Source organism: Rhizobium sp. BK289 (genome assembly GCF_014193575.1).
Lineage (GTDB): Bacteria > Pseudomonadota > Alphaproteobacteria > Rhizobiales > Rhizobiaceae > Rhizobium > Rhizobium tropici_C.
Map to the genome: position 1 here is coordinate 369979 of NZ_JACHZO010000005.1, position 24229 is coordinate 394207.

The following is a 24229-nucleotide window of genomic DNA, read 5'->3' on the forward strand; positions in this document are numbered from 1 at the left end:
CAGGATGACGGATAGGCCCGCCGAATCGCGGCTTACCCGTTCCGGCAGGATTTCCGGCCGCTCCGATCTCTTTCCGAAACTGGTGTCGATGCTGAAGCTGATCGATGCGCAGCATTTCGCCGTCTATCGCCTTCATGGCTCGGGCCTGCCGCACAAGCAGCGGCTGGTCTGCGAACTCGACAATTGGGGCTCGGCCAATTCCGTCGTCGGCAAATCCTTCGTGGAAGCCTATGGCGAAGCAATGATCGAGCATATCGACAAATCCCTGCTTCCGCTGATGTGGAATGGCCGCGATAGCGACAGCACGGCTGAAACGCCGGACTTTGCCGTTTTCACGCAGCGCCTGAAGCCGCATCTTCTGCCCTTCGCCGGCGTGGCGTTTCCGGTGCGGCTCGGCGCGGTCGGCAACGGCTATATCGTCTTTACGGCCAAGTTCATGGATCTCGCGAGCGAGATGATCGTCGAGCTGCATGGCCGCAGCTGCCAGATCATGATGGAGCTCCTGTCGCTGGATGAACGGCGCTCGCAGGCCGCCGAGGCGTTGAGCGAGCGTGAGATTGCCTGCCTGCAGCTTGCCGGCGACGGGCGCATCAGCGAGGAGATTGCCGAGAAACTGGGATTGTCGGTCCACACCGTCAACGCCTATCTCGGATCGGCGACCATCAAGCTCGACAGCGTCAACCGTATCCAGGCGATCGCGAAGGCGATCCGCTTCGGCTACATAAGCTGAGACAGCGGCGCCTTAGGCATGATGCCGAGAAATGTGAGCGGTTTTCGGACGACATCATGCTCTGCTTCTTTGATTCCAGAGCGGATTCAGATTTTAGGTCGAAACGACCTAAAATCATCCGGCTCCAGCGAATCACCTTTGCAGATTTCGAAATGATGAATCTTTTCAGACTGCGTGCGCGGCTTCGCCGCGAATGACGTAGCGAGCGTCTCTGAGGCTGCGTGCGAGCAGCGCCGTGTTTTCGTCCGGGTCGGACGATGCCTTGTCGAAGGCGATATGATTGATCTCGATGCCGGCAAGGTGTTCCGTCAGCGCCAGCTTGGCATAGATGGTGACGCCCTGCGGCTTGATTTCCAGGTCGAGCGTGACCTCCGCCGGCCCGCCCCAATCGAGCTTGTAATCCCCGCCAAGACCGAAATTGACAATGCCTGGAAGGAAATAGAGTTCGGCGGCCGAGGCCACGAGGTCACCAAGATTGCCGTATCGTTCGAAGCGCAGCAGGGAAATCAGGTCGGCTGCATCGAGGAGGCGCAGCTCGCTGGCGACGGGGCTGATGGCTTCGGCTAGTATTTGTTCGCGTTGGGCAGAGTAGGGGCATTTTTTCATTCGGTTTATCGTACCCGTTTTCTATTCGGCTGCGCGGCGTAGACCCGATGGATGAGCTCGGCGACAGCCTTGTAAAATACTGACGGTATGACGCTATCAACCGAGACTTGCGCAAACATGGAGCGCGCGAGCGGCGGATCTTCGAAAACGGGAATATTGTTTGCCTCGGCTATCTCCCTGATCTTCAAGGCGATCAGGTCCTGGCCCTTGGCGACGACGACAGGCGCATCGTTTTCCGCTTGCACATAGCGCAGCGCAACGGCGAAGTGAGTCGGGTTGGCGATGACAAGAGTGGCGCGGGGCACCTGCTTCATCATGCGCCGGCGGGCCCGGTCGCGTGCGACCGAGCGCTGGCGCGACTTGACGATGGGGTCGCCCTGGGACTGCTTGTGTTCGTCCTTGACCTCCTGCTTGGTCATTTTCAGCTGGTCGAACCAGTGATAGCGGCTCCAGAGCAGGTCGGCGATGCCGACGATCGCGGTTGCCATCAACACGATGACGAGGATTCGCTGAACCACCGTCGACAGGCGCACGAAGATGGTCTGCGGATCGGAAACCATCGAATCGATCGCGTGGAAGAACTGGCCGCGCAGCACGAAAAACATGACGATGCTGACGAGCACGATCTTTGCGAGCGATTTGCCGAATTCAACCAGGCCGGTCGTGCTGAAGATACGCTTGAAACCCGACGTGGGCGATATGCGCGAAAACTGCGGCCGGATTCGCTCCAGGACAGGGGTTGGCAGATTCTGGAATATCGAGGCGCCGATGCCGAAGACGAAGAAAAGCACCACGGCCGGCAACACCATGTTTCCGGCTTCCCAGCCTATGCGGATGAATAGCGAGATCGCATCGGGACCCGTATCGAGCCGCCATTGATCCGGCTTTTCGAAGAGATCCCGCAATATCTCGCCCACGCGGCCCATGCGCGTCGGCAGGAAGAAGGTGACGTAGATGACCGTTGCCAGCATGGAGGCAAAGAGCGTGGCCTCCCTGGAGTGGGGCACATTGCCCTTCTCGATGGTATCGCGGAGTTTTTTCTCCGTCGGTCGTTCTGTTTTACTGTCCTTGTCTTCGTCAGCCAAAGCAGCCGCCCTTTGCGCAACGGAAAGAGGCCGCGCTTCATGCGCGGCCCATAGCTTGTCAGTCTATGACGTTTTCGCTGGCCGCGCCGCGTTTACGCCGCTTCTTCCACAGGCGTATTTTCTCGGGGCTTGAGCTCGATCTGGCCGGAATTGGCAAGCCGGATGGCTTCCTGGGCGATAGCGCGCCGGGCGATGGCGATTTCTCGCGGATTGATGCCCGTATTGCCCATCTGCAGGTCTGATTCGATCATGCGGCGCTGACGCGGGCTGATCGAGGACAGGACGATCTCGCGAATCTCGTTGCCGGATCCCCGCAGCGCCATCGTCAGGATGTCGGAGGCGATGTCGTTGAGCAGCAGCACGCGGCTCGGCTGCGGCATACGCGTGAGATCGTCGAAGAGGAAGATCTTCGGACGGACCTTCTCGACCGATTCCTTGTTGATCGATTCCAGCGAGCTCAGCAGGGTATCGACCTGCGGCTTGTCGAGCTCGTTCATCAGGTCGGCGACCTTCGTGGAGCCGGAAGTGTTGCGTTCGGCATCGATCTCGGCCATCAGCGCGAGCACGCGGTTGTCAATGATCTGGGCCGCCTTGGGACTGACGTCCTTGATATTGACGGTGCGGTTCATGACGTCTGCACGCTGGGCTTCGGGAAGCTGCAGCAGGATCTTCGCGCCGAAGGCCGAAGGCATCATGGACAGTACGTAGGCGATGGTCTGCGGATGTTCCCGCAGGAAGAACTTGGCGACGAAGACCGGATCGGCTTCGCCCAGACGATCCCAGATGGACGTCTCGTAGGCCTGGAACGCGGTGCGGCGGCCAAGCAGGCTATCGACCTCATCCGGCGTCAGACCCTCTTCGAGAATGCTTTCGATGGCCTTGGCGTTATCCATGAGGCCGGCGCCCTCGGTGAAGAGGTCTTCGAATTCCGCCACGAGCTGCGCCAGTTCGTCCGGCGGAATGAGCCGCAGTGATTGCGCCGAGGCGATGATCATCTGCAGCTCGTTCTGCGTGAAGTATTTCAACAACCGTCCTGCCACCTGCTTTCCCATAGCGAGAAGCACGGCCGCTGCTTTTTCAGTCTGAGTCAACGGTTTCTCGGCAATTGCGCCGCTGAAATCGTCAAAGTCCATCATGGTCTTCGTCTCCATCCCGCAGGGGGAGTGGGCTCATCCTGAGCCGGGTTCAGCTTTTCTTCGCGTTATAAATTTCAGTGAGCTTGATGCCGAATCTGGTGTCGTCATGGTCCAGAACGGTAATCTCGCCCCGGCCGATTTTGCGGCCGTTCACGGTAATCTCGACCGGCTCGCCGATCTTCTTGTCGAGCGCGATGATGGCGCCCTCGGCCAGGCTCATCAGGCCGGATACGGGCATGCGGCTGCTGCCGAGAACGATCTGGACGTCGATCGGGATGTCCATGATCAGGTCCATATTGGCGGCCAGTGCGCTGCCGGGAGCAGCAGGCGCCGCGGAAACGTCCGCGAAGTCACCACCGTCGAAGGCGGGCTCGGAATTGTCGTCGCCGAAATCGCCGAAGGTAGAAAGGTCGGTGCTTGTTTCCGCCCCGAACGTATCGGCGCCGAAGTCAGGCAGATCGCCGTCGCTATCCTTCTTCAGAACGCCGCGCAGACCGTCGATGGCCTCGTCCAGGGCGGCGTCGCTGCTTGAAATGTCCAGCGATTCCTCGCTGCTTTGCTTTGTCTTCTTCGTAGCCATGAAATCACTATTCCAGTTGAAACTTGCCTCAAGCTGCCGTGGGTGGGCGACCGACCACCTTCAGCTAGTCAATTCATCAGGTGTCGAAGAAGCTCGTCGTCGGAATTGACGTTATCCTTGACACGCACCGTATAATTTTCGCCAGAACGGCCGAATTCGCAGATGTAAAGGTCTTTGCTGTTGGCGCTGACTTCGACCCGGACGTCGCCGGTATTATCCATGAAGGGGATGACATCGCCGACCGCGAGCTTGGAAATGGTGTCGAGCGTCAGCGATTGCAGCCGGATGCGTGCCTCAAGCGTCACCTGCGAGCGGCGCACCTGCTCGCCGAGCTGATCCGACCATGCCTGGGAGGCGGCCGTCGGGTTCTTGGCGCGCGGAGCGCTCACGACAGTGCGCAGCAGATCGCGTTGCGGCACGATGATGACGATCTGGGACATCGATTTGCCGAGCGAGATCGTCATGGTGATCGCGGCCGCAAAATCATTCCCCTCGTCGCCGGCGGACTTCGGGCGATCCTCGATATTGTAGGGCGGGTCGAGATAGGGCTCGAAGCCGCCGGGCGCATTGACGGCCGAGCGCAGCACATTGGCGATCTTGTCGAACACCATGACGGAAAGGTCGAGCTCGATGGCGGAAAGCGGCCGGGCCACCGCTGCTTCCATGTCTTCCGGGCGCGCACCGAGCATGTGTTCCATCAGCGTCATGATGAAGCCGGCACCGCAGCCGAGGACGAATTTCGGCGCCCAATTGCGCAGCGAGCCGTTGATGAGGGCATGGTTGCCGCCCAGCCCGGCGATCAGGTCGTTCATCGGGCCGGACTGGCAGCCGGCATAGGCGATGGTGATATCCAGGCCGGTCTCGCTCTTGATGATGTCGGGCAGGAATTCGGCATAGACCTGGGTGAAGGCTGCGCCGAGCTTGGCAAGCGTTGCCTGGTCGCCGAGATTGCCGGTAAGTCTGGCAAAGAGGGTGAGGTCCATCGTCTGTGCCTTGGAAGCGGATTGCGGGCTCATGATCGTCAGGCTGCCTTGCTTTCGCCGCCGGGGTTCATCATCTCCTGCTCGACGGCATCGATCGAGGGACGTTCGTAGGAGGAGATGGTCTTGCGGCCATATTCGAGCGCAACCTGCGGCACCGATCCGTTCATGTAGGCGAGCAGCGTCTGCTTCACGATCACGTAGAGGCGATGCTGTTTGTTGCGTACCACCTTGATCTGCGAAACCAGCGGCGCGCAGACCGAATAGGACAGGATGATGCCGAGGAAGGTGCCGACCAGTGCCGAGCCGATGAGATGGCCGAGCACTTCGGGTGATTCGTTGATGTGGCTCATCGCCTTGATGACGCCGAGAACGGCGGCGACGATACCGATCGCCGGAAAGGAATCGCCCATGATCGTGATCGAGTGATAGGGCTTCATCTTGTCGTGCATCATGGTGTCGAGTTCTTCATCCATCAGCGCCTCGATCTCGTGCGAGCGGGCGTTGCCGATGATGATGAGACGGACATAGTCGCAGATGAAGGCTGTCAGGTCCTTGTTCTTCAGGACCGTCGGCGCGGCCTTGAAGATCGTCGATTCATCGGGATTGTCGATATGGGCTTCGATCTCGTTGCGCGACTTGGTGCGCAGGTCGCGCATCAGGGCATAGAGCACGCCGAGCGTGTCGAGATAATCGCGCTCCTTCGGAACCGCATGCCGGAAGGCTTCCCCGAGCGCTCTGCCCGAATCCTTCACCACTTTCATCGGATTGGCCATGATGAAGCCGCCGAGGCCGGCGCCTGCGATAATGACAAATTCGAAGGGCTGGAACAGCGCTCCTACGTCTCCGCCCATAGCCATGAAGCTGCCTATGATGCAGCCGCAGGTCACTACAAATCCGATAATAATATTCATCGTCGGTCCACACCTGAACGTTGCTTCATATGATGAACTAGGGGAGCTGCCTTGCGTGAGGCTGTTCGATGGGACCGTTGACGCGCTTTTTGCCTTGTCAGCTTCGCACAAGCCAAGCCCTGCAGGATGATGGGTAAGGGCATCCATGCCCCGCTAACGAAATGTAGGAGCGCCGGTGGCGTTTCCTTTCCCGTTATTCTCCAATGTCCGGAGGGCGTTGAAAATGCAGTCTGGTATCTATGTCGCGCTATCGTCCCAGATGGCGCTCGAGCGGCGCTTGACCACGATCGCCGATAATTTGGCCAACGTGAACACGACGGGCTTTCGTGGCACCGAGGTCAAGTTCGATCAGGTCCTCAGCAATACCCAAAACAAGCTCAACGCCAAGGTCGCCTTCGTCTCGCAAGGCAATGATTATCTCTCCACCGACAATGGCGAACTTCAGAATACCGGCAATCTCTTCGATTTTTCGGTCAAGGGCGATGCCTATTTCGGCCTCAACACGCCGGCGGGCCTGGTAATCACGCGCGACGGCCGTTTCACCATGACCGACAGCGGTGCGCTGGTCTCCACGCGCGGCTTCCCCGTGCTGGATCCCGGCGGCGCCCCGATCCAGCTCGATCCGGCGGGGGGCGCTCCGGCCGTTGCATCGAACGGCGTGATCACACAGAATGGCCGGACCATGGGTCAGATCGGCCTCTACAGCGCCGATGTCGGCAAGGGCTTCCTGCGCTACGAAAACAGCGGCATCCTGCCGACCGATACGCCTCAGCCTGTTATCGATCGTTCGAATATCGGCATCGCTCAGGGTTATCTGGAAAACTCCAACGTCAACGGCATGCGGGAAATGACCAACCTGATCGAGGTCAGCCGCGCCTTCGACAATATCAGCACGCTTACCAGCAGCAGTGAAGGCACGCTTACCGACGCCATCAAGACCCTCGGCGGCAGCCAGTAAAGAGGCGGATGATGGTCGAGGATCGGTTGCCGGAGGGCGCGATGTCGCCGAAGCTTTCGCATATGGCCGCTCTGGCGGGCCAATATGCGATGGCGGAGAATGCCGTGGCCCATGGCGGCCATGTGCGCACCATCGCTGCCGGGCACTATACCGTCGCGGGCCTCTCCAGGCAGGTGCGTCTCGGCGATTTCGTCGCGCACCGTTCCCAGACCGGCATCCATCTCGGCGAAGTCGTCCGTGTGGAGCCGGAGCTCACCTATGTCTGTCCGATCGAGCCGGGCGAGCCGATCGGTATCCAGGATACCATCATCCGCAAGGGTGCCTTCCGCATCGCGCCCGACAATAGCTGGTGCGGCCGCACGATCAATTCGCTGGGCGAGCCGATCGACGGGCTCGGGCCGCTGACGGCGGGTCTTGAATCGCGCTCGATCTCCAATACTGCCCCGCCGTCCATGACGCGCAAGCGTGTCGAAACCGGCTTCAAGACCGGCGTGCGCGCCATCGATATCTTCTCGCCGCTCTGCCTTGGCCAGCGCCTGGGTATCTTTGCCGGCTCCGGCGTCGGCAAATCGACGCTGCTGTCGATGCTGGCGAGAGCGGAAGCCTTCGACAAGGTGGTGATCGCGCTCGTCGGCGAGCGCGGCCGCGAGGTACGCGAATTCATCGAGGATACGCTGGGTTCGCATATGCAGAAATCGGTGGCGGTCGTCGCGACGAGCGATGAAAGCCCGATGCTGCGCAAGATGGCGCCGCTTTCGGCGATCACCATCGCCGAGCATTTCCGCGATCAGGGCGACAATGTGCTGCTGATCGTCGATAGCGTCACACGTTTCGCCCATGCCATTCGCGAGGTGGCGACCGCATCCGGCGAGCCGCCGATCGCGCGCGGCTATCCGGCCTCGGTCTTCACCGAGCTGCCGCGCCTTCTCGAGCGCGCCGGCCCGGGACCGGAGGGCACCGGCACGATCACAGCCATCATTTCGATCCTGGTCGATGGCGACAATCACAACGATCCGATCGCCGATTCCACCCGCGGCATTCTCGACGGCCATATCGTTCTTCAGCGTAGCCTTGCCGAGGAAGGCCGCTACCCGCCGATCGATCCGCTCGCATCCGTATCGCGTCTCGCCCGCAAGGCCTGGTCATCCGATCAGGAAAAACTGGTGTCCCGGCTGAAGGCGCTTGTGCATCGCTACGAGGAAACGCGCGATCTGCGCCTGATCGGCGGCTATCGCCAGGGCAGCGACCCCGATCTCGATATCGCGGTGCGTCAGGTGCCGATCATCTACGACATCCTGAAACAGACCCCGGGCGAAGAGCCATCGGCGGATGCCTTCACCGATCTTGCCACCGCTCTCAGGAATGCCTCGAGCGGCGTTCCGGTCAGGGGCAAGTGATGATCATCAGCAAGCTTAGCGCGATTTTTCCTTGCCTGCATCCAGCCGGGTATCGCCGAATTTCGTGCCGAAAGAGGTGCCAGAAGTGATGGAATCCGACGCAGACGATCCGGTCGCCCCGCCGAAGCAGGCGAGAAGGCGAACCGTTGCGGATAGGGCGCTGGCCTTTACGGGGCTGGCGCTTGCCGGCGCCTCGGCCTTCTTTCCCTGGTACGTCTTTCTCAATCCGGACAAGTTCGGCATTCACGTCGCCGAAGGCGAGCGCACCCGCGATCTGCCGAATTGGCCCAGCCGCGAGATCGTCAGCGTCTCGCCGCTCGCTATAACCAACAAGAACCCGAGCGCGCCGAAGGATCTTATTCCCGATCCGCTGACGACGGCGACGGTCAGCAATGCCGGACGCGAGGACGACCGGGGGGAGCCGGCCGACCAGCAGCCGCTCCCCGGCAAGTCCCCGTTCCACCTGCTGCACGTCGCAAATGGCCGAGCGCTCATCGAGGACGATACCGGCATGTATGTCGTGCGGGTCGGTTCGGTTCTGCCCGACAGCAGCCGGCTGGCTTCGATCGAACAACGAGACGGAAAATGGGTCATCGTCACGTCGGCGGGCGATGTCTACGGCAACAATTGAAAAGCCGAAAACGCCGAAGTTTCAGGCATTTCGAAGACCTTTACAGGAACGCATTTCCCGCAAGTCCCACGCAAGATTATCCCGCTAGGTTTCTAGTGTAAGAACGGAGAGAAGGCCATGCAACCCATACAGCTCTTTGACCTGGCCTCGCGGCAAGCCGAGTGGCTTCAGGTGCGCCAGGAGGTTGTTGCCGGCAATATCGCCAATGCCAATACGCCGAAATATCGCGCCAAGGACGTGACGCCGTTCCAGGCCGTTCTGGATAATCAGAACGTCAACATGGTCCGGACCAATCCGGCGCATCTTTCGGGAAACGAATTCAGCACGAGCGGCAACGTCAACGTCGAGGAAGCTCCGCTCGCCCAGGAAATCGGCGTCCAGGAATCGGGTAACACCGTCGGCCTGGAAGACGAGCTTGCCAAGGCCGGTGACATCAAGCGCCAATACAGCTTGAACACCGCGCTCATAGGCTCCTTTCATCGCATGATGTTGATGACCGTAAAACAATAGATGAAGTGAAGATGCCATGGACCCCTTATCAGCCGCATTGAAAATTGCAGGCTCCGGCCTGGAGGCTCAATCGACTCGTCTGCGAATCGTCTCCGAAAATATCGCCAACGCCCGATCGACGGGCGATACGCCCGGCGCCGATCCCTACAGGCGCAAGACGGTGACCTTCGGCGCCGAACTGGATCGCGCCAACGGCCTCACCACTGTCGGTGTCAAGAAGCTTGGTGAAGACACGGGCAAGTTCGTCGAAGAATACGATCCCGACAATCCGGCGGCGGATCAGAAGGGCTACGTCAAGATGCCCAACGTCAATATTCTCGTCGAAATGGCCGATATGCGCGAAGCCAATCGCTCCTACGAAGCCAATCTGCAGACGGTCCGGCAGGCCCGTGATCTCATCTCCTCCACTATTGATCTGCTGAAGAACCAATGATCGACACGATTAAGAATGTAGCCTCCATCTCGGCGACCCGCGGCCTCGGCAGCATCGCCACGGATCTGACCTCCGCCGCCTCCAGCGCGATGAATGCCTCGCCGGCCGTCGCCATGGGAGCGGATGCCGGAATGAGCTTCGCGTCGGTCATGTCGAACGTTGCGAAGGATTCCATCAATTCGCTGAAGGAAGCGGAAGGCGCCTCCTTTGCCGGTATCAAGGGCACGATGAGCACCCGCGAGGTGGTCGACAAGGTCATGCAGGCCGACCAGACCCTGCAGACTGCAATCGCTCTGCGCGACAAGGTCGTCTCAGCCTTTCTCGATATCACGAAGATGCAGATATAGAGCGGGCTTCCCCGTTCTAATTACCTGATTTGGCGAGAGTCTTTCACAAGCCCTTCCATGGCTTCGAAGGTTCCGCCCTAGATCCAAGGACGAAAGCATGAGAGCGCTCGCAATCGCCGCGACGGGCATGGATGCCCAGCAGACCAATCTCGAAGTAATCGCGAACAACATCGCGAATATCAATACGACGGGTTACAAGCGCTCGCGCGCCGAGTTCTCCGACCTTCTCTATCAGACGGAGCGTGCCAAGGGGATCGCCAACAGGCCGAACCAGGCGGTGGTGCCGGAAGGCGCCAATATCGGTCTCGGCGTGCAGACGACCGCGGTGCGCAACATCCAGATCCAGGGCGAGCTGTCGCAGACGCAGAACGATCTCGACGTCGCGCTCGTCGGCCGTGGCTGGTTCCAGATCAAGATGCCCGACGGCACGACCGCCTACACCCGCGCCGGCTCCTTCAACAAGAGCGATACCGGTCAGATCGTCACGCCGGATGGCAATGTGCTGGAGCCGGGCATCACTGTCCCGAACAATGCCAGCAAGCTCACCATCAGCCAGTCCGGCGAGATCTCCGCGATCATCGGCACCGCGACGACGCCGACCGTGCTTGGCCAGCTGCAGATCGCCAATTTCGTCAATGAAGCCGGCCTGCAGCCGATGGGAAGCAATCTCTTCGTTCAGACGCCGGCTTCCGGCGATCCGGTCGTTTCCGATCCGAACGAGAACGGCTTTGCCTACATGAAGCAATACTATCTGGAATCGTCGAACGTCGATCCGGTCAAGGAAATCACCGATCTGATCACGGCGCAGCGCGCCTATGAGATGAATTCCAAGGTCATCACGACGGCCGACGAAATGGCGCAGATCGTCAGCAAGAACCTGAAGTAGCAAGAGGGACGGGCCGAACATGAGGTTTCGCCGGATGAAAAGCTTAGCAATGGCATGGTTCGCCGCGGCGAGCCTTTCCGTCGTATTCGCTTCGGCCATGCCCGCCCGGGCTGTCAGCGCCGATGGTTCCGCGCTCGGTACCGCCGTGGTGCCGACCGAGACGATCTATCCGGGCGATATCATCAGCAGCGGTCAGCTCGAAGAGGTCGAGGTCACCAATCCCAATCTGAGCGGTGATTACGCCAAGCGGCTTCGCGACGTAACGGGATTGGTATCGAAGCGGACGCTTCTTCCCGGCCGCACGATTTCGGTTTCCGCCCTGCGCCAGCCCTATGCTGTGACGCGCGGTTCCAATGTCCGCCTGGTGATGAGCATGGGCAGCATGACGATCACGGCGGCAGGCACGCCGCTGGATGATGGCGCCGTCGGCGACAGTGTGCGCGCCCGCAACATGGATTCGGGCATCATCGTCAACGGCACCGTCCTTCAAAACGGCACGATCCGCGTGGTCGCGAAATGAAACGGCTTCGTCAACTTCTCGCAGTCCTCTTCGCATTGCCGAGCCTGATCGTGGCCGATCCGGCCCTCGCGATGCAATCGCGCATCAAGGATATCGCGTCGCTGCAATCCGGCCGCGACAACCAGCTGATCGGCTATGGTCTGATCGTCGGCCTCCAGGGAACGGGCGACGGCCTGCGTTCCTCGCCATTTACCGAGCAATCCATGCGCGCGATGCTGCAGAACCTCGGCATCTCGACCCAGGGCGGTCAATCCGCCGCGAAGAATACGGCCGCCGTCATGGTAACGGCGAACCTGCCGCCCTTTGCAAGCCCCGGCAGCCGCATCGATGTGACGGTGAGCTCGCTCGGTGACGCGTCGTCGCTGCGTGGCGGCACGCTGATCATGACCTCGCTGAGCGGTGCGGACGGGCAGATCTATGCCGTCGCGCAGGGCTCGGTCATCGTCTCCGGCTTCCAGGCGCAAGGCGCCGCCGCAACGGTGACCGAGGGCGTCACGACGGCCGGCCGCGTGCCCGGCGGCGCGATCATCGAGCGGGAGCTGCCGTCTCGCTTCAAGGATTCCGTCAACCTGGTCCTGCAGCTGCGCAATCCCGACTTCTCCACCTCGATCCGTATTGCCGACACGGTCAATACCTGGGCGACCTCGCGTTTCGGCGCGCCGATCGCGGAGGCCAAGGATTCGCAGGAGGTGACGGTCGCCAAGCCGAAGATGGCGGATCTGACGCGGCTGATGGCCGATATCGAAAACCTCAATGTCCAGACCGATACGCCGGCCAAGGTTGTCATCAACGAACGCACCGGAACGATCGTCATCGGCGCCGATGTCCGCGTCTCGCCGGTCGCCGTCAGCTATGGAACGCTGACCGTGCAGGTGAGCGAGAATCCGCAGGTGATCCAGCCGGAACCTTTCTCCGACGGACAGACCGCCATCCAGGATCAGACCGATATCACCGCCACCAAGAGCGGCGGCCGTGTCGCAGTACTGGAAGGGCCTGACCTGAAGACGCTGGTCTCCGGCCTCAACAACATCGGCGTCAAGCCGGACGGCATCATCGCCATCCTGCAAGGCATCAAGTCGGCCGGCGCCCTGCAAGCGGAGCTCGTGCTGCAATGATCCTGACCGTCATCGCCAGAAGAATACTGGTAGCCTGCAGTCTCGCAATGGGCGCCATGATGCTGGTGCCGCTAGACGTGGCTTCGGCGCAGGAAGCGCCGAAACCCGCCGATCCCGCTTCCAGCCAGGATGAGATCCGGCAGTTCTGCACCAATATTGCCGATCCGGCCCGCGATCAGCGCTATCTGCTGCAAAAGCAGGAGCTGGAACAGCTTCGGACCGACATCGACCAGCGCATCGCCACCATGGACAAGCGCAAGGCCGAATACGAGGACTGGCTGAAACGCCGCGACGATTTCCTCAAGACCGCCGATCTCGGCCTGGTCGATATCTATAAGAACATGAAGCCGGATGCGGCGGCGGCGAGCCTCAACGACGTCAAGACCACGATTGCCGCTGCGATCATCATGAAGCTTTCGTCGCGCCAATCGAGCCTGATTCTTGCGGAGATGGATGCGAAGAAGGCGGCCGTCATCACCAATATCATCGCCAGCGCATCCGACCCGAATACATCGAAGTCGAAGGACCCCTCATGAACACGCGTCTTACGGCCGCCTGCGCAATCGTCGTCTTTCTAGCCGGTTGCCAGTCGCAGGCCCTCAGGGAAATCGGCAGGGCGCCTGCCATGAGTCCGATCGGCAGCGGCCTGCAATATGCGCAGACGCCGCAGATGCTGCAATATCCGAAGCGGCCGCATCAGGTTGCGCAAGGCTATTCGCTCTGGAATGATTCGCAGGCGGCCCTCTTCAAGGACGCGCGCGCGCTTAATGTCGGCGACATCCTGACCGTCACGATCCAGATCAACGACAAGGCGAACTGGGACAATGAGACCAATCGCAGCCGCACGAACAAGAGCGATATGAACTGGGATATCTCGGCCAAGATCTTCGGCTGGAGACCCGCCACCAACGCTGACGCGACCTCGGGCTCCGACACCAGCACCGACGCCAAGGGCAAGATGCAGCGCTCCGAGCAGATCAACCTCCTGGTCGCCGCCGTCGTGACCGGCATTCTCGAAAACGGCAACCTGATGATCAGCGGCTCGCAGGAAGTCCGCATGAACCAGGAAATCCGCATTCTGAACGTTGCCGGCATCGTGCGGCCTCAGGACGTCACCGCGGATAACACGATTTCCTACGACAAGATCGCCGAGGCCCGCATCTCCTATGGCGGACGCGGTCGTTTGACGGAAATACAGCAGCCGCCGCGAGGCCAGCAGGCCGTGGATCTGCTGTCGCCGCTCTGACGGCTGACGATATCGGCTGGTGCCGGATGATCTCAGGTCGACTCGGCCTGCAATCTGAATCCGCGCCAGTATAAAATAGCGAGAGCATGATGCCGAGGATTGCCGACATTTTTCGGCATCGTGCTCTGCCAGACAACGGACGGATAGGGACATGGCAGCCACAGACGAATCGGCAAAGGGCAAGGGATCGCCGCTGATCATGACGATCGTCGGACTTCTGCTGCTGACCGTTCTTGGCGGCGGTGGCGGCTGGGTGCTTGGAACCGTCGTCGCGCCGAGGATCAAGGCCGCTACCGCTGCCGTACAGAAGACGATCCTGGCCGCCGGTGACAGCAAGCAGGCGGCCGCCGCAGCACAAGCGAACGGTATCGTAGCGCTCGACCCGATCACCACCAATCTTGCCTACCCGTCGCAGAGCTGGGTAAGACTGGAACTCGCCCTGGTCTTCAAGGGGCCTGCGGATGCTCAGCTCGCCCAGGCGATCCATCAGGATATTCTTGCCTATATCCGCACGGTTTCCCTGCAGCAGATCGAGGGCGCGCGGGGACTGCAATATCTTCGGGATGACATTCAGGAGCGTGTTGACCTGCGCTCGGAAGGACGAGTATCGAAAGTTATGTTCAGAACTTTCGTGATCGAATGATTCGATTAATACTTGCCCTATCTATATTAGTGATTTCTGTATTGTCGCCTGAACTGGCGATGGCGCAGCAATTGTCGCAACAGCTTCCCACCGATCTTCTGAATGCTCCGGTCAACGGCTCTGTCGCCGCCTGGATCATCCGCACGTTCGGGCTCCTGACGATCCTTTCGATCGCGCCGGGCATCCTGATCATGGTGACGAGCTTTCCGCGCTTCATCATCGCGTTTTCGATCCTGCGCACCGGCATGGGCCTATCGTCGACGCCGTCGAACATGATCCTTCTGAGTCTCGCCCTGTTCATGACCTTCTATGTCATGTCGCCGACCTTCGATCAGGCGTGGAAGGATGGCGTGCAGCCGTTGCTTGCCAATCAGATTTCGGAGGCCGACGCCGTGCAGCGCATCGCCGAGCCGTTCCGCACCTTCATGTCGAACAATACGCGCGACAAGGATCTGAAGCTTTTCGTCGACCTGGCGCAGGAGCGCGGCCAGACGACCGTAGTCGACAACAAGATCGATTATCGCGTCCTGATTCCGGCCTTCATGATCTCGGAGATTCGGCGCGGCTTCGAAATCGGCTTCCTTGTGGTCCTGCCGTTTCTGGTCATCGATCTGATCGTGTCGACCATCGTGATGGCCATGGGCATGATGATGCTGCCGCCGACCTCGATCTCGCTGCCATTCAAGATTCTCTTCTTCGTGCTGATCGACGGCTGGAACCTTTTGGTCGGCAGCCTGGTCCGCTCTTTCCACTGAAAAGACAGGAACGAAGCGATCGCCGGAGGTTTGCGGCTCCGCCGATCGCTGGGCTTTATTCGGCCGCGATCGCCGCCGAGCTCTGGTCTTCTTCCATAAATGCTTGCGCGCGCATGGGCAGCGCTGGGACGTCCATATGGTCGGGTGCGAGACCCTGCTTGGCCCGGTCCACCATCATCTCGAAGGCCGCCTCCAGATGGCGTGTGAAGCGCTCGGCGTCGAAGAGCGGTTTGATGTAGCGGTTGGCGGCCAGCGTCTCCTTGAACTGCGCAATGCGTTCCGGCTGGCTGGCGAGCTGCACCGCCATATCTTCGTAGGCTTGAAGGTCCTCGGCGACCAGCTCCGGCACACCGATGGCGTTCAGCAGGCTTTCGCTGACGCGCGAGGCAAAGTTGGTGCCCTTCATGGTGAGAACCGGCAAACCGCCCCATAGCTGCTCGGACGTGGTCGTATGGCCGTTGACGGGGAAAGTATCCAGGCCGAGATCGGCAAGCTGCTGGCGATCGATGTGATCCTCGTAGCGAATGCGTGTGGTAAAGACGACCCGCTTGCGGCTGATGCCACGCGCTTCCAGACGTGCCCAGAGATTGGCCTCTGCGCGCGGGCCGTTACAGAGCAGCCAAAGCACGCTGTTCTTGGTGCGCTTGAGGATATTGCACCACACGTCGACCATCTGTGAGGTGATCTTGCGGTTGCCGTTGAAGGAGGCGAAGACGAAGGCGTCTTCGGGAAGCTTGTGCTGCGCGCGGGTCGTCGGCCGCGGCTTCGGGCGGTTGAGCGGATCGTTCGGCTGGTAGCATTCGGGCAGGCGGCAGAACTTCTCGTGGAAATGCGGCTTCGAATGATCTGGAAGGACATAATGGTCGCCGACGATGTAATCGAGGTCGATGTTGATCACAGAGCCCGGAAAACCGAGCCAGGAAACATGGATCGGAGCTGCCATATGGTTGAGGATAACCGCGCGGCTTCCTTTGGTGTGTCCCTTGAGATCGACGAGAATGTCGATGTTCCGGGATCGGATCTCCGCTGCCGCGCCCTGGTCGGACAGACCGCGAACGTCGACCATCGTTCCCCACTTCTGATGATCGAACCCTTGTTCCTTCTGGGAAGCGAGATCGGAATGGTCGAAAAGGGTGATCTCGAACCGATCCCTGTCGTGCAGCTCCAGGGTCCGCTGCATCAGCTTCATCGTCGCGTGGCCAGGCCAGAAATCGGACGAGAGATAGCCGACGCGGATCTTGTTGCTCCATGTGTGTGGCAACTTGCGACGAGCCTCGGCAAGGCCGGGGGGCAAGGGTTTTGTGTCGTGGATCGCATGCTTGTTAATTGCTTCATCGCCACACCAATGCAGGTGGAAGAAGGGATTGTCCGGGATCACGTAGGAGAGATTGCCCTCTGCCAGTGCGGCTGTGATCGGCGGCATGTATCTGTCGACAACCGCGAGATCGGATATTTCTCGGGCGAAGATCAGATGGAGTATGCGAGCGATGCTGCTGTCGGGATGTTTTTTGAATAGTGTCGCAACAAGGTGCCGGTTGCTTTCGTCGTAGAGATCGTCGGTGAGGAGTTTTGCTGCCATGAGCCGATGCTTGAGCTCCGGTCCCTCGACCAGTATCGTCTTGAAGCCGCTCACGAGTTCTTTCTGCTCTCGGCTCAGGAAAATGCGGGCGAGGATGAAGGCAAGCTCCGGGTCCTTGAACGCCATTGGAAGGATCAGGTTGCCGACCGCGAGAGCCTGATCGTCATTACCGCAATCGCTGTGAAGCAGTAGCGCCTCGCGAAGATAGTCGTCGCGCTGCGGCTTCTGCCGGCCCGCCAGCTCATAGGCGCTCGCCGCATCCGATCTGAACCCGAGTTTGAGCAGTGTTTTTGCCAGCAACGCATAAGTCTTGGGCGATCTGTCGACGTTGAGCAACTCGTTCAGCGTTTCGAGTGCGCGCGTATATTGCCCCTTTTGATAGAAGCCCGACGCTGTCACAAAGGCATTTTTCGTATTCACGAGCGAGAACTCCAAGCGATATGTTGGCCGGCTCTCGGTCAAGGTCGAGGCCCCGGCATCATGGATTCGCCTGATGATCCCTTACGTAGCTTGCCTGAAACCGAAGCAACGGTTGAAAGCGCCTTTACGCATTGTTAGCCACGTTCAGGACAGGCGGTTTCCGGTGGCCCCGCGTTTAAGAAATTGGCAAGCAATGGGTGCGACCTTCCTCGCAACATGACGGGTTTGGTCCTCCAGGAAAATGGATCGAGGGGCATGAAGCTGCTCCGTCATCGCCGGTATTTCCAGTCCGGTATGTCCTCCTTTCGTATCCAGTTTCCAGGGGACACACTCAATGACCAGCATTATCACCAACAATTCCGCAATGGCCGCTCTCCAGACGTTGAAGAGCATCAGCGGTAACCTGCAGGACACGCAGAACGCCGTGTCTTCCGGCCTGCGCATCTCCAAGGCTTCCGACAACGCCGCTTATTGGTCGATCGCCACCAGCATGAAGTCCGACAACGGCGCCATCGGCGCAGTTTCCGACGCTCTCGGCCTCGGCGCCGCCAAGGTTGACACCGCTTCGACGGCCGTCACCAGCGCCATCGACATCGTCGGCCAGATCAAGGACAAGCTTGCCACCGCCATGGAAGGCTCGGTTGACAAGAAGGCTGTTCAGGAAGAAATCGGCCAGCTGCAGCAGCAGCTGCAGAGCGTCGCTCAGTCGGCTTCGTTCAACGGCGAAAACTGGGTCATGGCTGCGAGCGGTGGCTCCGCTTCGGTCGTCTCGTCCTTCATCCGCGGCACCAACGGCACCGTTTCGGTCAGCACGACCTCCTACGCCTTCAACGCCGGCGCAACCGGCAACGTTCTGTTCGGCTCGAGCGGCGGCACGATCGACACGACCTCGGGCATCCTGGGTACGTCGGATGCGTCGGTTGGCGCTTCGGTCTTCAGCCTCGACATTTCCAGCATGACGAGCGGCCAGATCTCCAGCGCCCTGAACATGGTTCAGACCGCTCTGAACTCCATGACCAGCCTCGGCTCGAAGCTGGGCTCTGTCTCCAGCCGTATCGATCTGCAGACGAGCTTCGCTTCCTCGCTCTCCGACTCGATCCAGTCGGGCGTCGGCAAGCTGGTTGACGCCGACATGGAACAGGAATCGAGCAAGCTGTCCGCTCTGCAGACGCAGCAGCAGCTGGCTATCCAGTCCCTGTCGATCGCCAACTCTTCGAACCAGTCGATCCTGTCGCTCTTCCGTTAATAGGAAGCGCCAACGCAACGCGTTGGTCGAAAATCCTAAACAACAAGTTAACCGCACCTGTCTAAGGTGCGGTTTTTTTTATATTTTCCGGCTCGAGTGAGTTCAGCTTTTCTTAACTATATTGCTGTTTCTTAGGACCATCGAAGCGGCGAGTTAACCTTAACGGTTTTGGTTAACAGGCATGATGCTGAATGCCGTTACCGGTTTTAGGTCCGGAATGTCCCTTATTCAACCACTGCCAAAGGGGCAAATATCATGACGAGCATTCTTACCAACAACGCCGCAATGGCTGCTCTCCAGACGCTGCGCACCATCGGCTCAAACCTTCAGGACACGCAGAACGCCGTGTCTTCCGGCCTGCGCATCTCCAAGGCTTCCGACAACGCCGCTTATTGGTCGATCGCCACCAGCATGAAGTCTGACAACAGCGCCATCGGCGCAGTTTCCGACGCTCTCGGCCTCGGCGCCGCCAAGGTTGATACTGCAACCACCGCCGTCACCAGCGCCATCGACATCGTCAGCAAGATCAAGAGCAAGCTTGCTACCGCCATGGAAGAGTCGGTTGACAAGAAGTCTGTTCAGGAAGAAATCGGCCAGCTGCAGCAGCAGCTGCAGAGCGTCGCCCAGTCGGCTTCGTTCAACGGCGAAAACTGGGTCGTGGCTTCGAGCGGTGGCTCCGCTTCGGTCGTCTCGTCCTTCATCCGCGGCACCAACGGCACCGTTTCGATCAGCACGACCTCCTACGCCTTCGACGCCGGCGCAACCGGCAACGTTCTGTTCGGCTCGAGCGGCGGCACGATCGACACGACCTCGGGCATCCTGGGTACGTCGGATGCATCGGTTGGCGCTTCGGTCTTCAGCCTCGACATCTCCAGCATGACGAGCGGCCAGATCTCCAGCGCCCTGAACATGGTTCAGACCGCTCTGAACTCCATGACCAGCCTCGGCTCGAAGCTGGGCTCCGTCTCCGCTCGCATCGATCTGCAGACGAGCTTCGCTTCCTCGCTCTCCGACTCGATCGAATCCGGCGTCGGCAAGCTGGTTGATGCCGACATGGAACAGGAATCGAGCAAGCTGTCCGCTCTGCAGACGCAGCAGCAGCTCGCCGTCCAGTCCCTGTCGATCGCCAACTCTTCGAGCCAGTCGATCCTGTCGCTCTTCCGTTAATAGGAAGAACCAACGCTCTGCGTTGGTCGATGGCAAGAGCCAAACCTTCGCCGCGCCTTCTCCGGAAGGCGCGGTTTTCATTTTGGCCAGGCGAATCGACGCCAACCGGTTCAGGACGCCTTTCCCAGGGCCACGGCAGCCTTTTGCCTGACGGCATCGACGAAACCATCGAACAGTCTCCGCATAGCCACCTGCTTGTAGGGGTAGACGATCGGATCATCCATGTCGTGGACCACCATGGCGACATCGAGCTCGAACACCAGCAGGCGTCCATCAGGAAGTTCGGCGCAATCGATGCCGAAATAATCAAGCTGGATACGGCGGCAAAGGGCGGCGAAGCTTTCCTTGTGGCGCACGGCGAAATCCTGATCGAAATTTTCCATCCATGCCTGTTCGACGGCGCGTTTTGCCGCGCTCTGCTCCATGCCGGCACTCAGATAATGCACGATCCAATGGTCCGAGAGCGCCATGTGGCTCGCGAACGCCTTGCCGTTAATGAACACGATGCGCTGCTTGTTATAATAGCCGTCGGAACCGCGAAAATCGATGAAGGGCGCGACGTAGAGTTCCGGAGCGGGCTGGGCCTTCAGAAAGGCGGCAAGCTCGGTGGAGTCGGTGATGCGTTCCATGCCGTTGCCGGCATGCGTGCTGATCGGACGCACGACGAGCGGGTAGGCTAGGCCCGGAGCGCAATCGTCCAGTCGCTTCGCATCCATGGCGACGGCCGTAAGATCGGCGTGCGATACCCGATAGGTAAAGGGCGAAAGAATGGAGGGCTCATTCGCCAGCATGCCGCTGACGCCGTCGCGCGTCAGCCTTGCGATCAGTTCCGGATTGCGGTTCATCACCGGACCGTCGAATTTGGCAAGTAGCGTCTGCATATGGGCAAGAAGAGGGGCGTTTTCGGTCGATTCCCCGATCGCCATGAAGGCGACGTCATGCTCCGGCAGATCGGCGAGAGCAGATGTCTCAAGGTCGACATAGCGCAGCCATAGCATGCAGTCGCTGCCGGCCAGCAGAAAATCGAGCGGCGTATTGGCCATGAAATCGCCTTCGGTCACGAAAGCGAGTAGCCGCGGACCGGTCCCGTTGCCGTGGACGACGCAATAGTCGCGGCGCATCTGCACGGCGCTCTTCAGGATCTGGCGGGCTTCGTCGCCACGGCCGAGGGTTTGCAGGATGATCGCCATATCCAACAGCGCGGCAGCAGCGGTTGGATCCGCCGTCACACGTTGCATGAGCTCGTTCCAGAGTGGGGTCACGTCGTGACCGGCATAGACGAGAGAGACTATTTTCCGCATGCCGAGAATTCGGGCATCGCCCGGCATGTTCAGTAGGGCCGGATCGGCGATGGGGGCTTTGGTCATCAGCATTGCGGAAGATCCTGTTGGGAGCCGATTATCAAAACGCTCCGAACGAGCGCGTCGATATCCGTCTGTCGGGTACGGTGGTTTACGATCGCCGCGCGAATTGCCGGCTGACCGTTCAGATGGGTCAGGGACGGAGCGACGCGGCCTTCGGCGTGGAGACGCTCGACGATGTGGGAATTGACCGATGCCGGCACGGTTCCTTCGGCTCCGACATAGGCGAAGCAGACGATGTTGAGGGCGACGGGCGCGAGCAGTTTCAGCGCCGGCTCCTGCTCGATCCGCCATGCAAGCTCGCGTGCCAGCAGGCAATTGGCGTTCATTGCCTGCCCCAGTGCCTTGACGCCATAGGTTTTCAGGGTGAACCAGGTCTTCAGCGCCCTGAAGCCACGGGAGAGATCCGGACCGTAGTCGCAGGGCCACCAGTCGCCAGCGGCAAGTCCGGTCGCTGCGCGACTGAGATAGGCGGCATCCGAAGCAAAGGCTTGCCGCTGCCACTCGCTGTCTCGCACCAGGAGGAAGCCGGCATCATAGGGTACCTGACCCCACTTATGAAAATCGAAGGCAAGCGAATCGCAGGTTTCTATTCCCGCGAACAAAGGCGCAAGCTCCTCGCTGAGAACGCCAAGAGCGCCGAGCGCGCCGTCGACGTGAAAATGAAGATCATGGGTGTCGGCGATGCCGCGCAGGGCGGCGAGGTCATCGACGGCGCCAGTGTTGACCGTTCCCGCGCTGCCGATGAGGAGGAAGGGCGTGAAGCCTTCCTGTCTGTCGCGCAGGATCGCCTGCTCCAGCGCATCGAGATCGATCCGGCCGAGGGTATCGACAGGAATGCGCCGCAGCTGATCGCTGCCGATGCCGGACATTTCGAAGGCACGCGGAACGCAGCCATGCACTTCGCTCGACGCATAGGCAACCAGCCGGGATTCGGCGGACAGGCCGGTTGCGCGCACATTGCGTCCGAGCTTGCGGCATCTGGCGATCTGCACCGCAACGAAATTGGCCTGCGATGCTCCGGTCAGGAATATGCCGCCGGTCGTTTCCGGAAAGGAGAAGATCTGGCGCGTCCAGCGGATGATCTGGCGCTCGACCTCGATCGGCATATGGTCTCGTCCGCCGAGATTGGCGTTCAGCCCGCCCGCCAGCATCTCGGCCAGCATGCCCGCGACCGTGCCGCCGCCCTGGACCCAGCCCATGAAGCCGGGATGGATATTGCCGCTGCCGTAGGGCAGGATGTTTTCCCGGAAGATCGCGTGGACTTCGGCCAGATCACCGGCCTCCACGGGCAGCGGCGCATCGAACAGGGCGCGGGCAGAGGCGGGAGCATGTTGCCAAACCGGCTTCGGGCCGAGCGTCTGGAGATGATCGAACATGTCGTCAAGCATCTGATGGCCCTGTTTGCGCAGAGCCTGCCAGTCGTCCGGGTCGAGGCTTGTCCGCACGCGGCGATCATCCGCCGCTTGTCCGGCGTCCTGCAAACTGAACATCTCAACCTCGTCTATGGCCGGTCTTATCGACGCTGCCGTCGGAATGCCCTTGTAAAGAAGGGCGGCCGCTTTCCGCCCGACATCGGACGGATCGCTTCCATGCTACGACGCCCAAGATGGCGCGAGGCTGACTTGCGAGCCTCTAGGCTACCAGCCGCATGAATTCGTTAACTTTTGTTGGTGGCGTTAACCTTTTATTAACTCTAATGCTGTCAGTTGCAGCTAACGCAACGGTTGGTTAACCCCTTTTAAAAAGCGGTTAACAAGCATGAGGCTGATTGCCGTTCCCGGCCGCAGACCGGAATGTCCCTTCCAAATTCAGCCAAAAGGGGCACCTTCGATGACCAGCATTCTCACCAACGACGCGGCAATGTCCGCCCTTCAAACCCTGCGCGGCATCAACACGAGCCTGCAGGACACGCAGAGCCGCGTATCCTCCGGCTATCGCGTCGCCAAGGCAGCCGATAACGCCGCCTACTGGTCGATCGCGACCACCATGCGCTCCGACAACAGCGCGCTTTCCGCCGTCTCGGATGCATTGGGCCTGGGTGCTGCCAAGGTCGACACGGCCTATACGGCGATGGATAATTCCATCAACGTCGTGGAGCAGATCAAGGACAAGCTCGTCGCAGCAACCGAAAACAGCGTTTCGAAGGCTGATGTCCAAGAGGAAATCACGCAGCTTCAGCAGCAGCTGGAGAGTATCGCACAGTCCGCTTCCTTTTCCGGGCAGAACTGGATGTATGCGGTCAACGGCGCATCGGCCTCCGTCGTCTCGTCCTTTGTTCGCAACAACAATGGCACCGTTTCCGTCAACAGCACCAGCTACAGCTTCGACACCGGTTCGCAAGGTAACGTGCTGTTCGGCGCAAGCGGCGGTACGATCGATACCACCTCTGGTATTCTCGGTACTCAGCAGAATATCAACGGCACGTCCTATTCGGTCTTCAGTCTCGATATCACCAACATGACGGGTGGCGACATCGGCAAGGCCATGAACCTTATTCAGGGCGCCCTTAACGCCATGACGAGCACGGCCTCGCAGCTCGGTTCGCTTTCGACGCGCATCGATCTGCAGACGAGCTTCGTTTCCACGCTGCGCGACACGATCGATTCTGGCGTCGGCAAGCTCGTCGATGCGGATATGGAAGAGGAATCGAGCAGGTTGTCGGCCCTGCAGACGCAGCAGCAGCTGGCCATCCAGTCGCTCCAGATCGCCAACACCAGCGCGCAGAACGTTCTCTCCCTCTTCAAGTGAGCCTTGACTGGAGCTTGCGTTAGGATGGCGCGGCGGCATTTCCCTCTTGTCGCCGCACATAAGCTTTTGATAACGTTGTCGCTGATTGATTTGCAGTCTTTGTGCAGGGTCCGGCCTTCGATCGCCTTCCGAACGAGAGCCGGGCTTTGCTTTAGCGACGGGCCGCGCTGGGATATTCCCCGCTGGTGGGCATGAGGCCAATCGTTGCTACCGGATCGGCCCGGTTTGCCAGT

The 24229-nt window shown here is 60.1% G+C and carries 26 protein-coding genes; 17 read left to right on the plus strand and 9 right to left on the minus strand.

All coding sequences use genetic code 11. From position 1 onward, the window contains the following. Positions 1-4 precede the first annotated feature (4 nt). A complete protein-coding gene (locus FHT84_RS12640) occupies positions 5-730 on the plus strand; it encodes a helix-turn-helix transcriptional regulator (RefSeq protein WP_245430423.1) in 726 nt (241 codons plus the stop codon). 165 nt (positions 731-895) lie between these two features. On the opposite strand, the gene FHT84_RS12645 is transcribed toward FHT84_RS12640, so the two are convergent. The 6 genes from FHT84_RS12645 to motA all read right to left on the minus strand — a co-directional run bounded on the left by FHT84_RS12645 (position 896) and on the right by motA (position 6031). Beyond that, entirely contained in the window at positions 896-1336 is a 441-nt protein-coding gene (locus FHT84_RS12645; RefSeq protein WP_112343804.1) for a hypothetical protein, read from the minus strand. A 5-nt stretch (positions 1337-1341) separates the two neighbouring features. Further along, positions 1342-2421: a flagellar biosynthesis protein FlhB gene (flhB, locus tag FHT84_RS12650; protein ID WP_183762695.1), complete on the minus strand. Its 1080-nt coding sequence runs from the start codon at positions 2419-2421 to the stop codon at positions 1342-1344. A 92-nt stretch (positions 2422-2513) separates the two neighbouring features. After that, complete coding sequence (fliG, locus tag FHT84_RS12655) at positions 2514-3557, minus strand: flagellar motor switch protein FliG (RefSeq protein ID WP_112343852.1); 1044 nt, start codon at positions 3555-3557, stop codon at positions 2514-2516. A 49-nt stretch (positions 3558-3606) separates the two neighbouring features. Continuing rightward, positions 3607-4137 (minus strand): flagellar motor switch protein FliN, encoded by a 531-nt coding sequence (gene fliN, locus FHT84_RS12660; RefSeq protein ID WP_183762698.1) that lies wholly within the window; start codon positions 4135-4137, stop codon positions 3607-3609. Between the two features lie 68 nt (positions 4138-4205). Then, on the minus strand, positions 4206-5153 hold the full coding sequence (locus FHT84_RS12665) for a FliM/FliN family flagellar motor switch protein (protein WP_246698530.1): 948 nt from the start codon (positions 5151-5153) through the stop codon (positions 4206-4208). A 5-nt stretch (positions 5154-5158) separates the two neighbouring features. Continuing rightward, positions 5159-6031, minus strand: a complete 873-nt coding sequence (gene motA / locus FHT84_RS12670; RefSeq protein ID WP_112343808.1) for a flagellar motor stator protein MotA — start codon at positions 6029-6031, stop codon at positions 5159-5161. Between the two features lie 223 nt (positions 6032-6254). Between motA and flgF the strand changes: the two genes are divergently transcribed. The 13 genes from flgF (at position 6255) to fliP (ending at position 15472) form a co-directional block, all read left to right on the plus strand. Continuing rightward, positions 6255-6989: a flagellar basal-body rod protein FlgF gene (flgF, locus tag FHT84_RS12675; RefSeq protein WP_112343809.1), complete on the plus strand. Its 735-nt coding sequence runs from the start codon at positions 6255-6257 to the stop codon at positions 6987-6989. A gap of 11 nt (positions 6990-7000) precedes the next feature. Next, positions 7001-8386 carry a flagellar protein export ATPase FliI gene (gene fliI, locus FHT84_RS12680; RefSeq protein WP_112343853.1) on the plus strand — a complete coding sequence of 462 codons (1386 nt, stop codon included), beginning with the start codon at positions 7001-7003 and terminating at the stop codon, positions 8384-8386. 85 nt (positions 8387-8471) lie between these two features. Then, positions 8472-9017, plus strand: a complete 546-nt coding sequence (locus FHT84_RS12685; protein ID WP_183762701.1) for a flagellar protein — start codon at positions 8472-8474, stop codon at positions 9015-9017. A 117-nt stretch (positions 9018-9134) separates the two neighbouring features. Then, positions 9135-9527 (plus strand): flagellar basal body rod protein FlgB, encoded by a 393-nt coding sequence (gene flgB, locus FHT84_RS12690; RefSeq protein WP_112343811.1) that lies wholly within the window; start codon positions 9135-9137, stop codon positions 9525-9527. 16 nt (positions 9528-9543) lie between these two features. Further along, a complete protein-coding gene (gene flgC / locus FHT84_RS12695) occupies positions 9544-9960 on the plus strand; it encodes a flagellar basal body rod protein FlgC (protein WP_112343812.1) in 417 nt (138 codons plus the stop codon). Then, complete coding sequence (locus tag FHT84_RS12700) at positions 9957-10307, plus strand: flagellar hook-basal body complex protein FliE (protein WP_112343813.1); 351 nt, start codon at positions 9957-9959, stop codon at positions 10305-10307. The genes flgC and FHT84_RS12700 overlap by 4 nt, the downstream gene beginning before the upstream one ends. A 97-nt stretch (positions 10308-10404) precedes the next feature. Continuing rightward, positions 10405-11193, plus strand: a complete 789-nt coding sequence (gene flgG / locus FHT84_RS12705) for a flagellar basal-body rod protein FlgG (protein WP_112343814.1) — start codon at positions 10405-10407, stop codon at positions 11191-11193. 19 nt (positions 11194-11212) lie between these two features. Further along, on the plus strand, positions 11213-11713 hold the full coding sequence (gene flgA, locus FHT84_RS12710) for a flagellar basal body P-ring formation chaperone FlgA (protein WP_112343815.1): 501 nt from the start codon (positions 11213-11215) through the stop codon (positions 11711-11713). Continuing rightward, positions 11710-12828 carry a flagellar basal body P-ring protein FlgI gene (locus FHT84_RS12715; protein ID WP_183762704.1) on the plus strand — a complete coding sequence of 373 codons (1119 nt, stop codon included), beginning with the start codon at positions 11710-11712 and terminating at the stop codon, positions 12826-12828. The genes flgA and FHT84_RS12715 overlap by 4 nt, the downstream gene beginning before the upstream one ends. Continuing rightward, positions 12825-13364, plus strand: a complete 540-nt coding sequence (locus FHT84_RS12720; protein WP_112343817.1) for a MotE family protein — start codon at positions 12825-12827, stop codon at positions 13362-13364. Before FHT84_RS12715 ends, FHT84_RS12720 begins: the two co-directional genes overlap by 4 nt. Continuing rightward, positions 13361-14074: a flagellar basal body L-ring protein FlgH gene (gene flgH / locus FHT84_RS12725; protein WP_112343818.1), complete on the plus strand. Its 714-nt coding sequence runs from the start codon at positions 13361-13363 to the stop codon at positions 14072-14074. Before FHT84_RS12720 ends, flgH begins: the two co-directional genes overlap by 4 nt. A gap of 151 nt (positions 14075-14225) precedes the next feature. Further along, entirely contained in the window at positions 14226-14717 is a 492-nt protein-coding gene (locus tag FHT84_RS12730; RefSeq protein WP_113249441.1) for a flagellar basal body-associated FliL family protein, read from the plus strand. Beyond that, positions 14714-15472 carry a flagellar type III secretion system pore protein FliP gene (gene fliP, locus FHT84_RS12735; protein ID WP_112343820.1) on the plus strand — a complete coding sequence of 253 codons (759 nt, stop codon included), beginning with the start codon at positions 14714-14716 and terminating at the stop codon, positions 15470-15472. Before FHT84_RS12730 ends, fliP begins: the two co-directional genes overlap by 4 nt. Positions 15473-15527: 55 nt before the next feature. On the opposite strand, the gene FHT84_RS12740 is transcribed toward fliP, so the two are convergent. Continuing rightward, positions 15528-17471 (minus strand): glycosyl transferase, encoded by a 1944-nt coding sequence (locus tag FHT84_RS12740; protein ID WP_183762707.1) that lies wholly within the window; start codon positions 17469-17471, stop codon positions 15528-15530. A gap of 334 nt (positions 17472-17805) precedes the next feature. Between FHT84_RS12740 and FHT84_RS12745 the strand changes: the two genes are divergently transcribed. Both FHT84_RS12745 and FHT84_RS12750 read left to right on the plus strand, forming a co-directional pair. Next, positions 17806-18717, plus strand: coding sequence for a flagellin (locus FHT84_RS12745; protein ID WP_145644332.1), 912 nt, complete (start codon positions 17806-17808; stop codon positions 18715-18717). 255 nt (positions 18718-18972) lie between these two features. Further along, on the plus strand, positions 18973-19884 hold the full coding sequence (locus tag FHT84_RS12750; RefSeq protein ID WP_145644331.1) for a flagellin: 912 nt from the start codon (positions 18973-18975) through the stop codon (positions 19882-19884). Positions 19885-19994: 110 nt separating this feature from the next. Here FHT84_RS12750 and FHT84_RS12755 read toward each other — a convergent pair whose 3' ends face one another. Together FHT84_RS12755 and FHT84_RS12760 are read right to left on the minus strand one after the other, a co-directional pair. After that, entirely contained in the window at positions 19995-21257 is a 1263-nt protein-coding gene (locus FHT84_RS12755) for a tetratricopeptide repeat-containing protein (RefSeq protein WP_183762710.1), read from the minus strand. Next, on the minus strand, positions 21251-22738 hold the full coding sequence (locus tag FHT84_RS12760) for a pyridoxal-dependent decarboxylase (RefSeq protein ID WP_183762712.1): 1488 nt from the start codon (positions 22736-22738) through the stop codon (positions 21251-21253). The genes FHT84_RS12755 and FHT84_RS12760 overlap by 7 nt, the downstream gene beginning before the upstream one ends. Positions 22739-23078: 340 nt before the next feature. On the opposite strand from FHT84_RS12760, the gene FHT84_RS12765 reads away from it, so the two are divergent. Then, positions 23079-23996, plus strand: coding sequence for a flagellin (locus FHT84_RS12765; protein WP_112344297.1), 918 nt, complete (start codon positions 23079-23081; stop codon positions 23994-23996). Positions 23997-24229 lie beyond the last annotated feature (233 nt).

Bases quoted from the DNA above. Each gene is read 5' to 3' on its own strand.
- FHT84_RS12640 (WP_245430423.1), top strand. From the start codon at position 5: ATGACGGATAGGCCCGCCGAATCGCGGCTTACCCGTTCCGGCAGGATT.
- FHT84_RS12645 (WP_112343804.1), bottom strand. From the start codon at position 1,336: ATGAAAAAATGCCCCTACTCTGCCCAACGCGAACAAATACTAGCCGAA.
- fliG (WP_112343852.1), bottom strand. From the start codon at position 3,557: ATGATGGACTTTGACGATTTCAGCGGCGCAATTGCCGAGAAACCGTTG.
- fliN (WP_183762698.1), bottom strand. From the start codon at position 4,137: ATGGCTACGAAGAAGACAAAGCAAAGCAGCGAGGAATCGCTGGACATT.
- FHT84_RS12665 (WP_246698530.1), bottom strand. From the start codon at position 5,153: ATGAGCCCGCAATCCGCTTCCAAGGCACAGACGATGGACCTCACCCTC.
- motA (WP_112343808.1), bottom strand. From the start codon at position 6,031: ATGAATATTATTATCGGATTTGTAGTGACCTGCGGCTGCATCATAGGC.
- flgF (WP_112343809.1), top strand. From the start codon at position 6,255: ATGCAGTCTGGTATCTATGTCGCGCTATCGTCCCAGATGGCGCTCGAG.
- fliI (WP_112343853.1), top strand. From the start codon at position 7,001: ATGGTCGAGGATCGGTTGCCGGAGGGCGCGATGTCGCCGAAGCTTTCG.
- flgB (WP_112343811.1), top strand. From the start codon at position 9,135: ATGCAACCCATACAGCTCTTTGACCTGGCCTCGCGGCAAGCCGAGTGG.
- flgC (WP_112343812.1), top strand. From the start codon at position 9,544: ATGGACCCCTTATCAGCCGCATTGAAAATTGCAGGCTCCGGCCTGGAG.
- FHT84_RS12700 (WP_112343813.1), top strand. From the start codon at position 9,957: ATGATCGACACGATTAAGAATGTAGCCTCCATCTCGGCGACCCGCGGC.
- flgG (WP_112343814.1), top strand. From the start codon at position 10,405: ATGAGAGCGCTCGCAATCGCCGCGACGGGCATGGATGCCCAGCAGACC.
- flgA (WP_112343815.1), top strand. From the start codon at position 11,213: ATGAGGTTTCGCCGGATGAAAAGCTTAGCAATGGCATGGTTCGCCGCG.
- FHT84_RS12715 (WP_183762704.1), top strand. From the start codon at position 11,710: ATGAAACGGCTTCGTCAACTTCTCGCAGTCCTCTTCGCATTGCCGAGC.
- FHT84_RS12720 (WP_112343817.1), top strand. From the start codon at position 12,825: ATGATCCTGACCGTCATCGCCAGAAGAATACTGGTAGCCTGCAGTCTC.
- flgH (WP_112343818.1), top strand. From the start codon at position 13,361: ATGAACACGCGTCTTACGGCCGCCTGCGCAATCGTCGTCTTTCTAGCC.
- FHT84_RS12730 (WP_113249441.1), top strand. From the start codon at position 14,226: ATGGCAGCCACAGACGAATCGGCAAAGGGCAAGGGATCGCCGCTGATC.
- fliP (WP_112343820.1), top strand. From the start codon at position 14,714: ATGATTCGATTAATACTTGCCCTATCTATATTAGTGATTTCTGTATTG.
- FHT84_RS12745 (WP_145644332.1), top strand. From the start codon at position 17,806: ATGACCAGCATTATCACCAACAATTCCGCAATGGCCGCTCTCCAGACG.
- FHT84_RS12750 (WP_145644331.1), top strand. From the start codon at position 18,973: ATGACGAGCATTCTTACCAACAACGCCGCAATGGCTGCTCTCCAGACG.
- FHT84_RS12755 (WP_183762710.1), bottom strand. From the start codon at position 21,257: ATGCTGATGACCAAAGCCCCCATCGCCGATCCGGCCCTACTGAACATG.
- FHT84_RS12760 (WP_183762712.1), bottom strand. From the start codon at position 22,738: ATGTTCAGTTTGCAGGACGCCGGACAAGCGGCGGATGATCGCCGCGTG.
- FHT84_RS12765 (WP_112344297.1), top strand. From the start codon at position 23,079: ATGACCAGCATTCTCACCAACGACGCGGCAATGTCCGCCCTTCAAACC.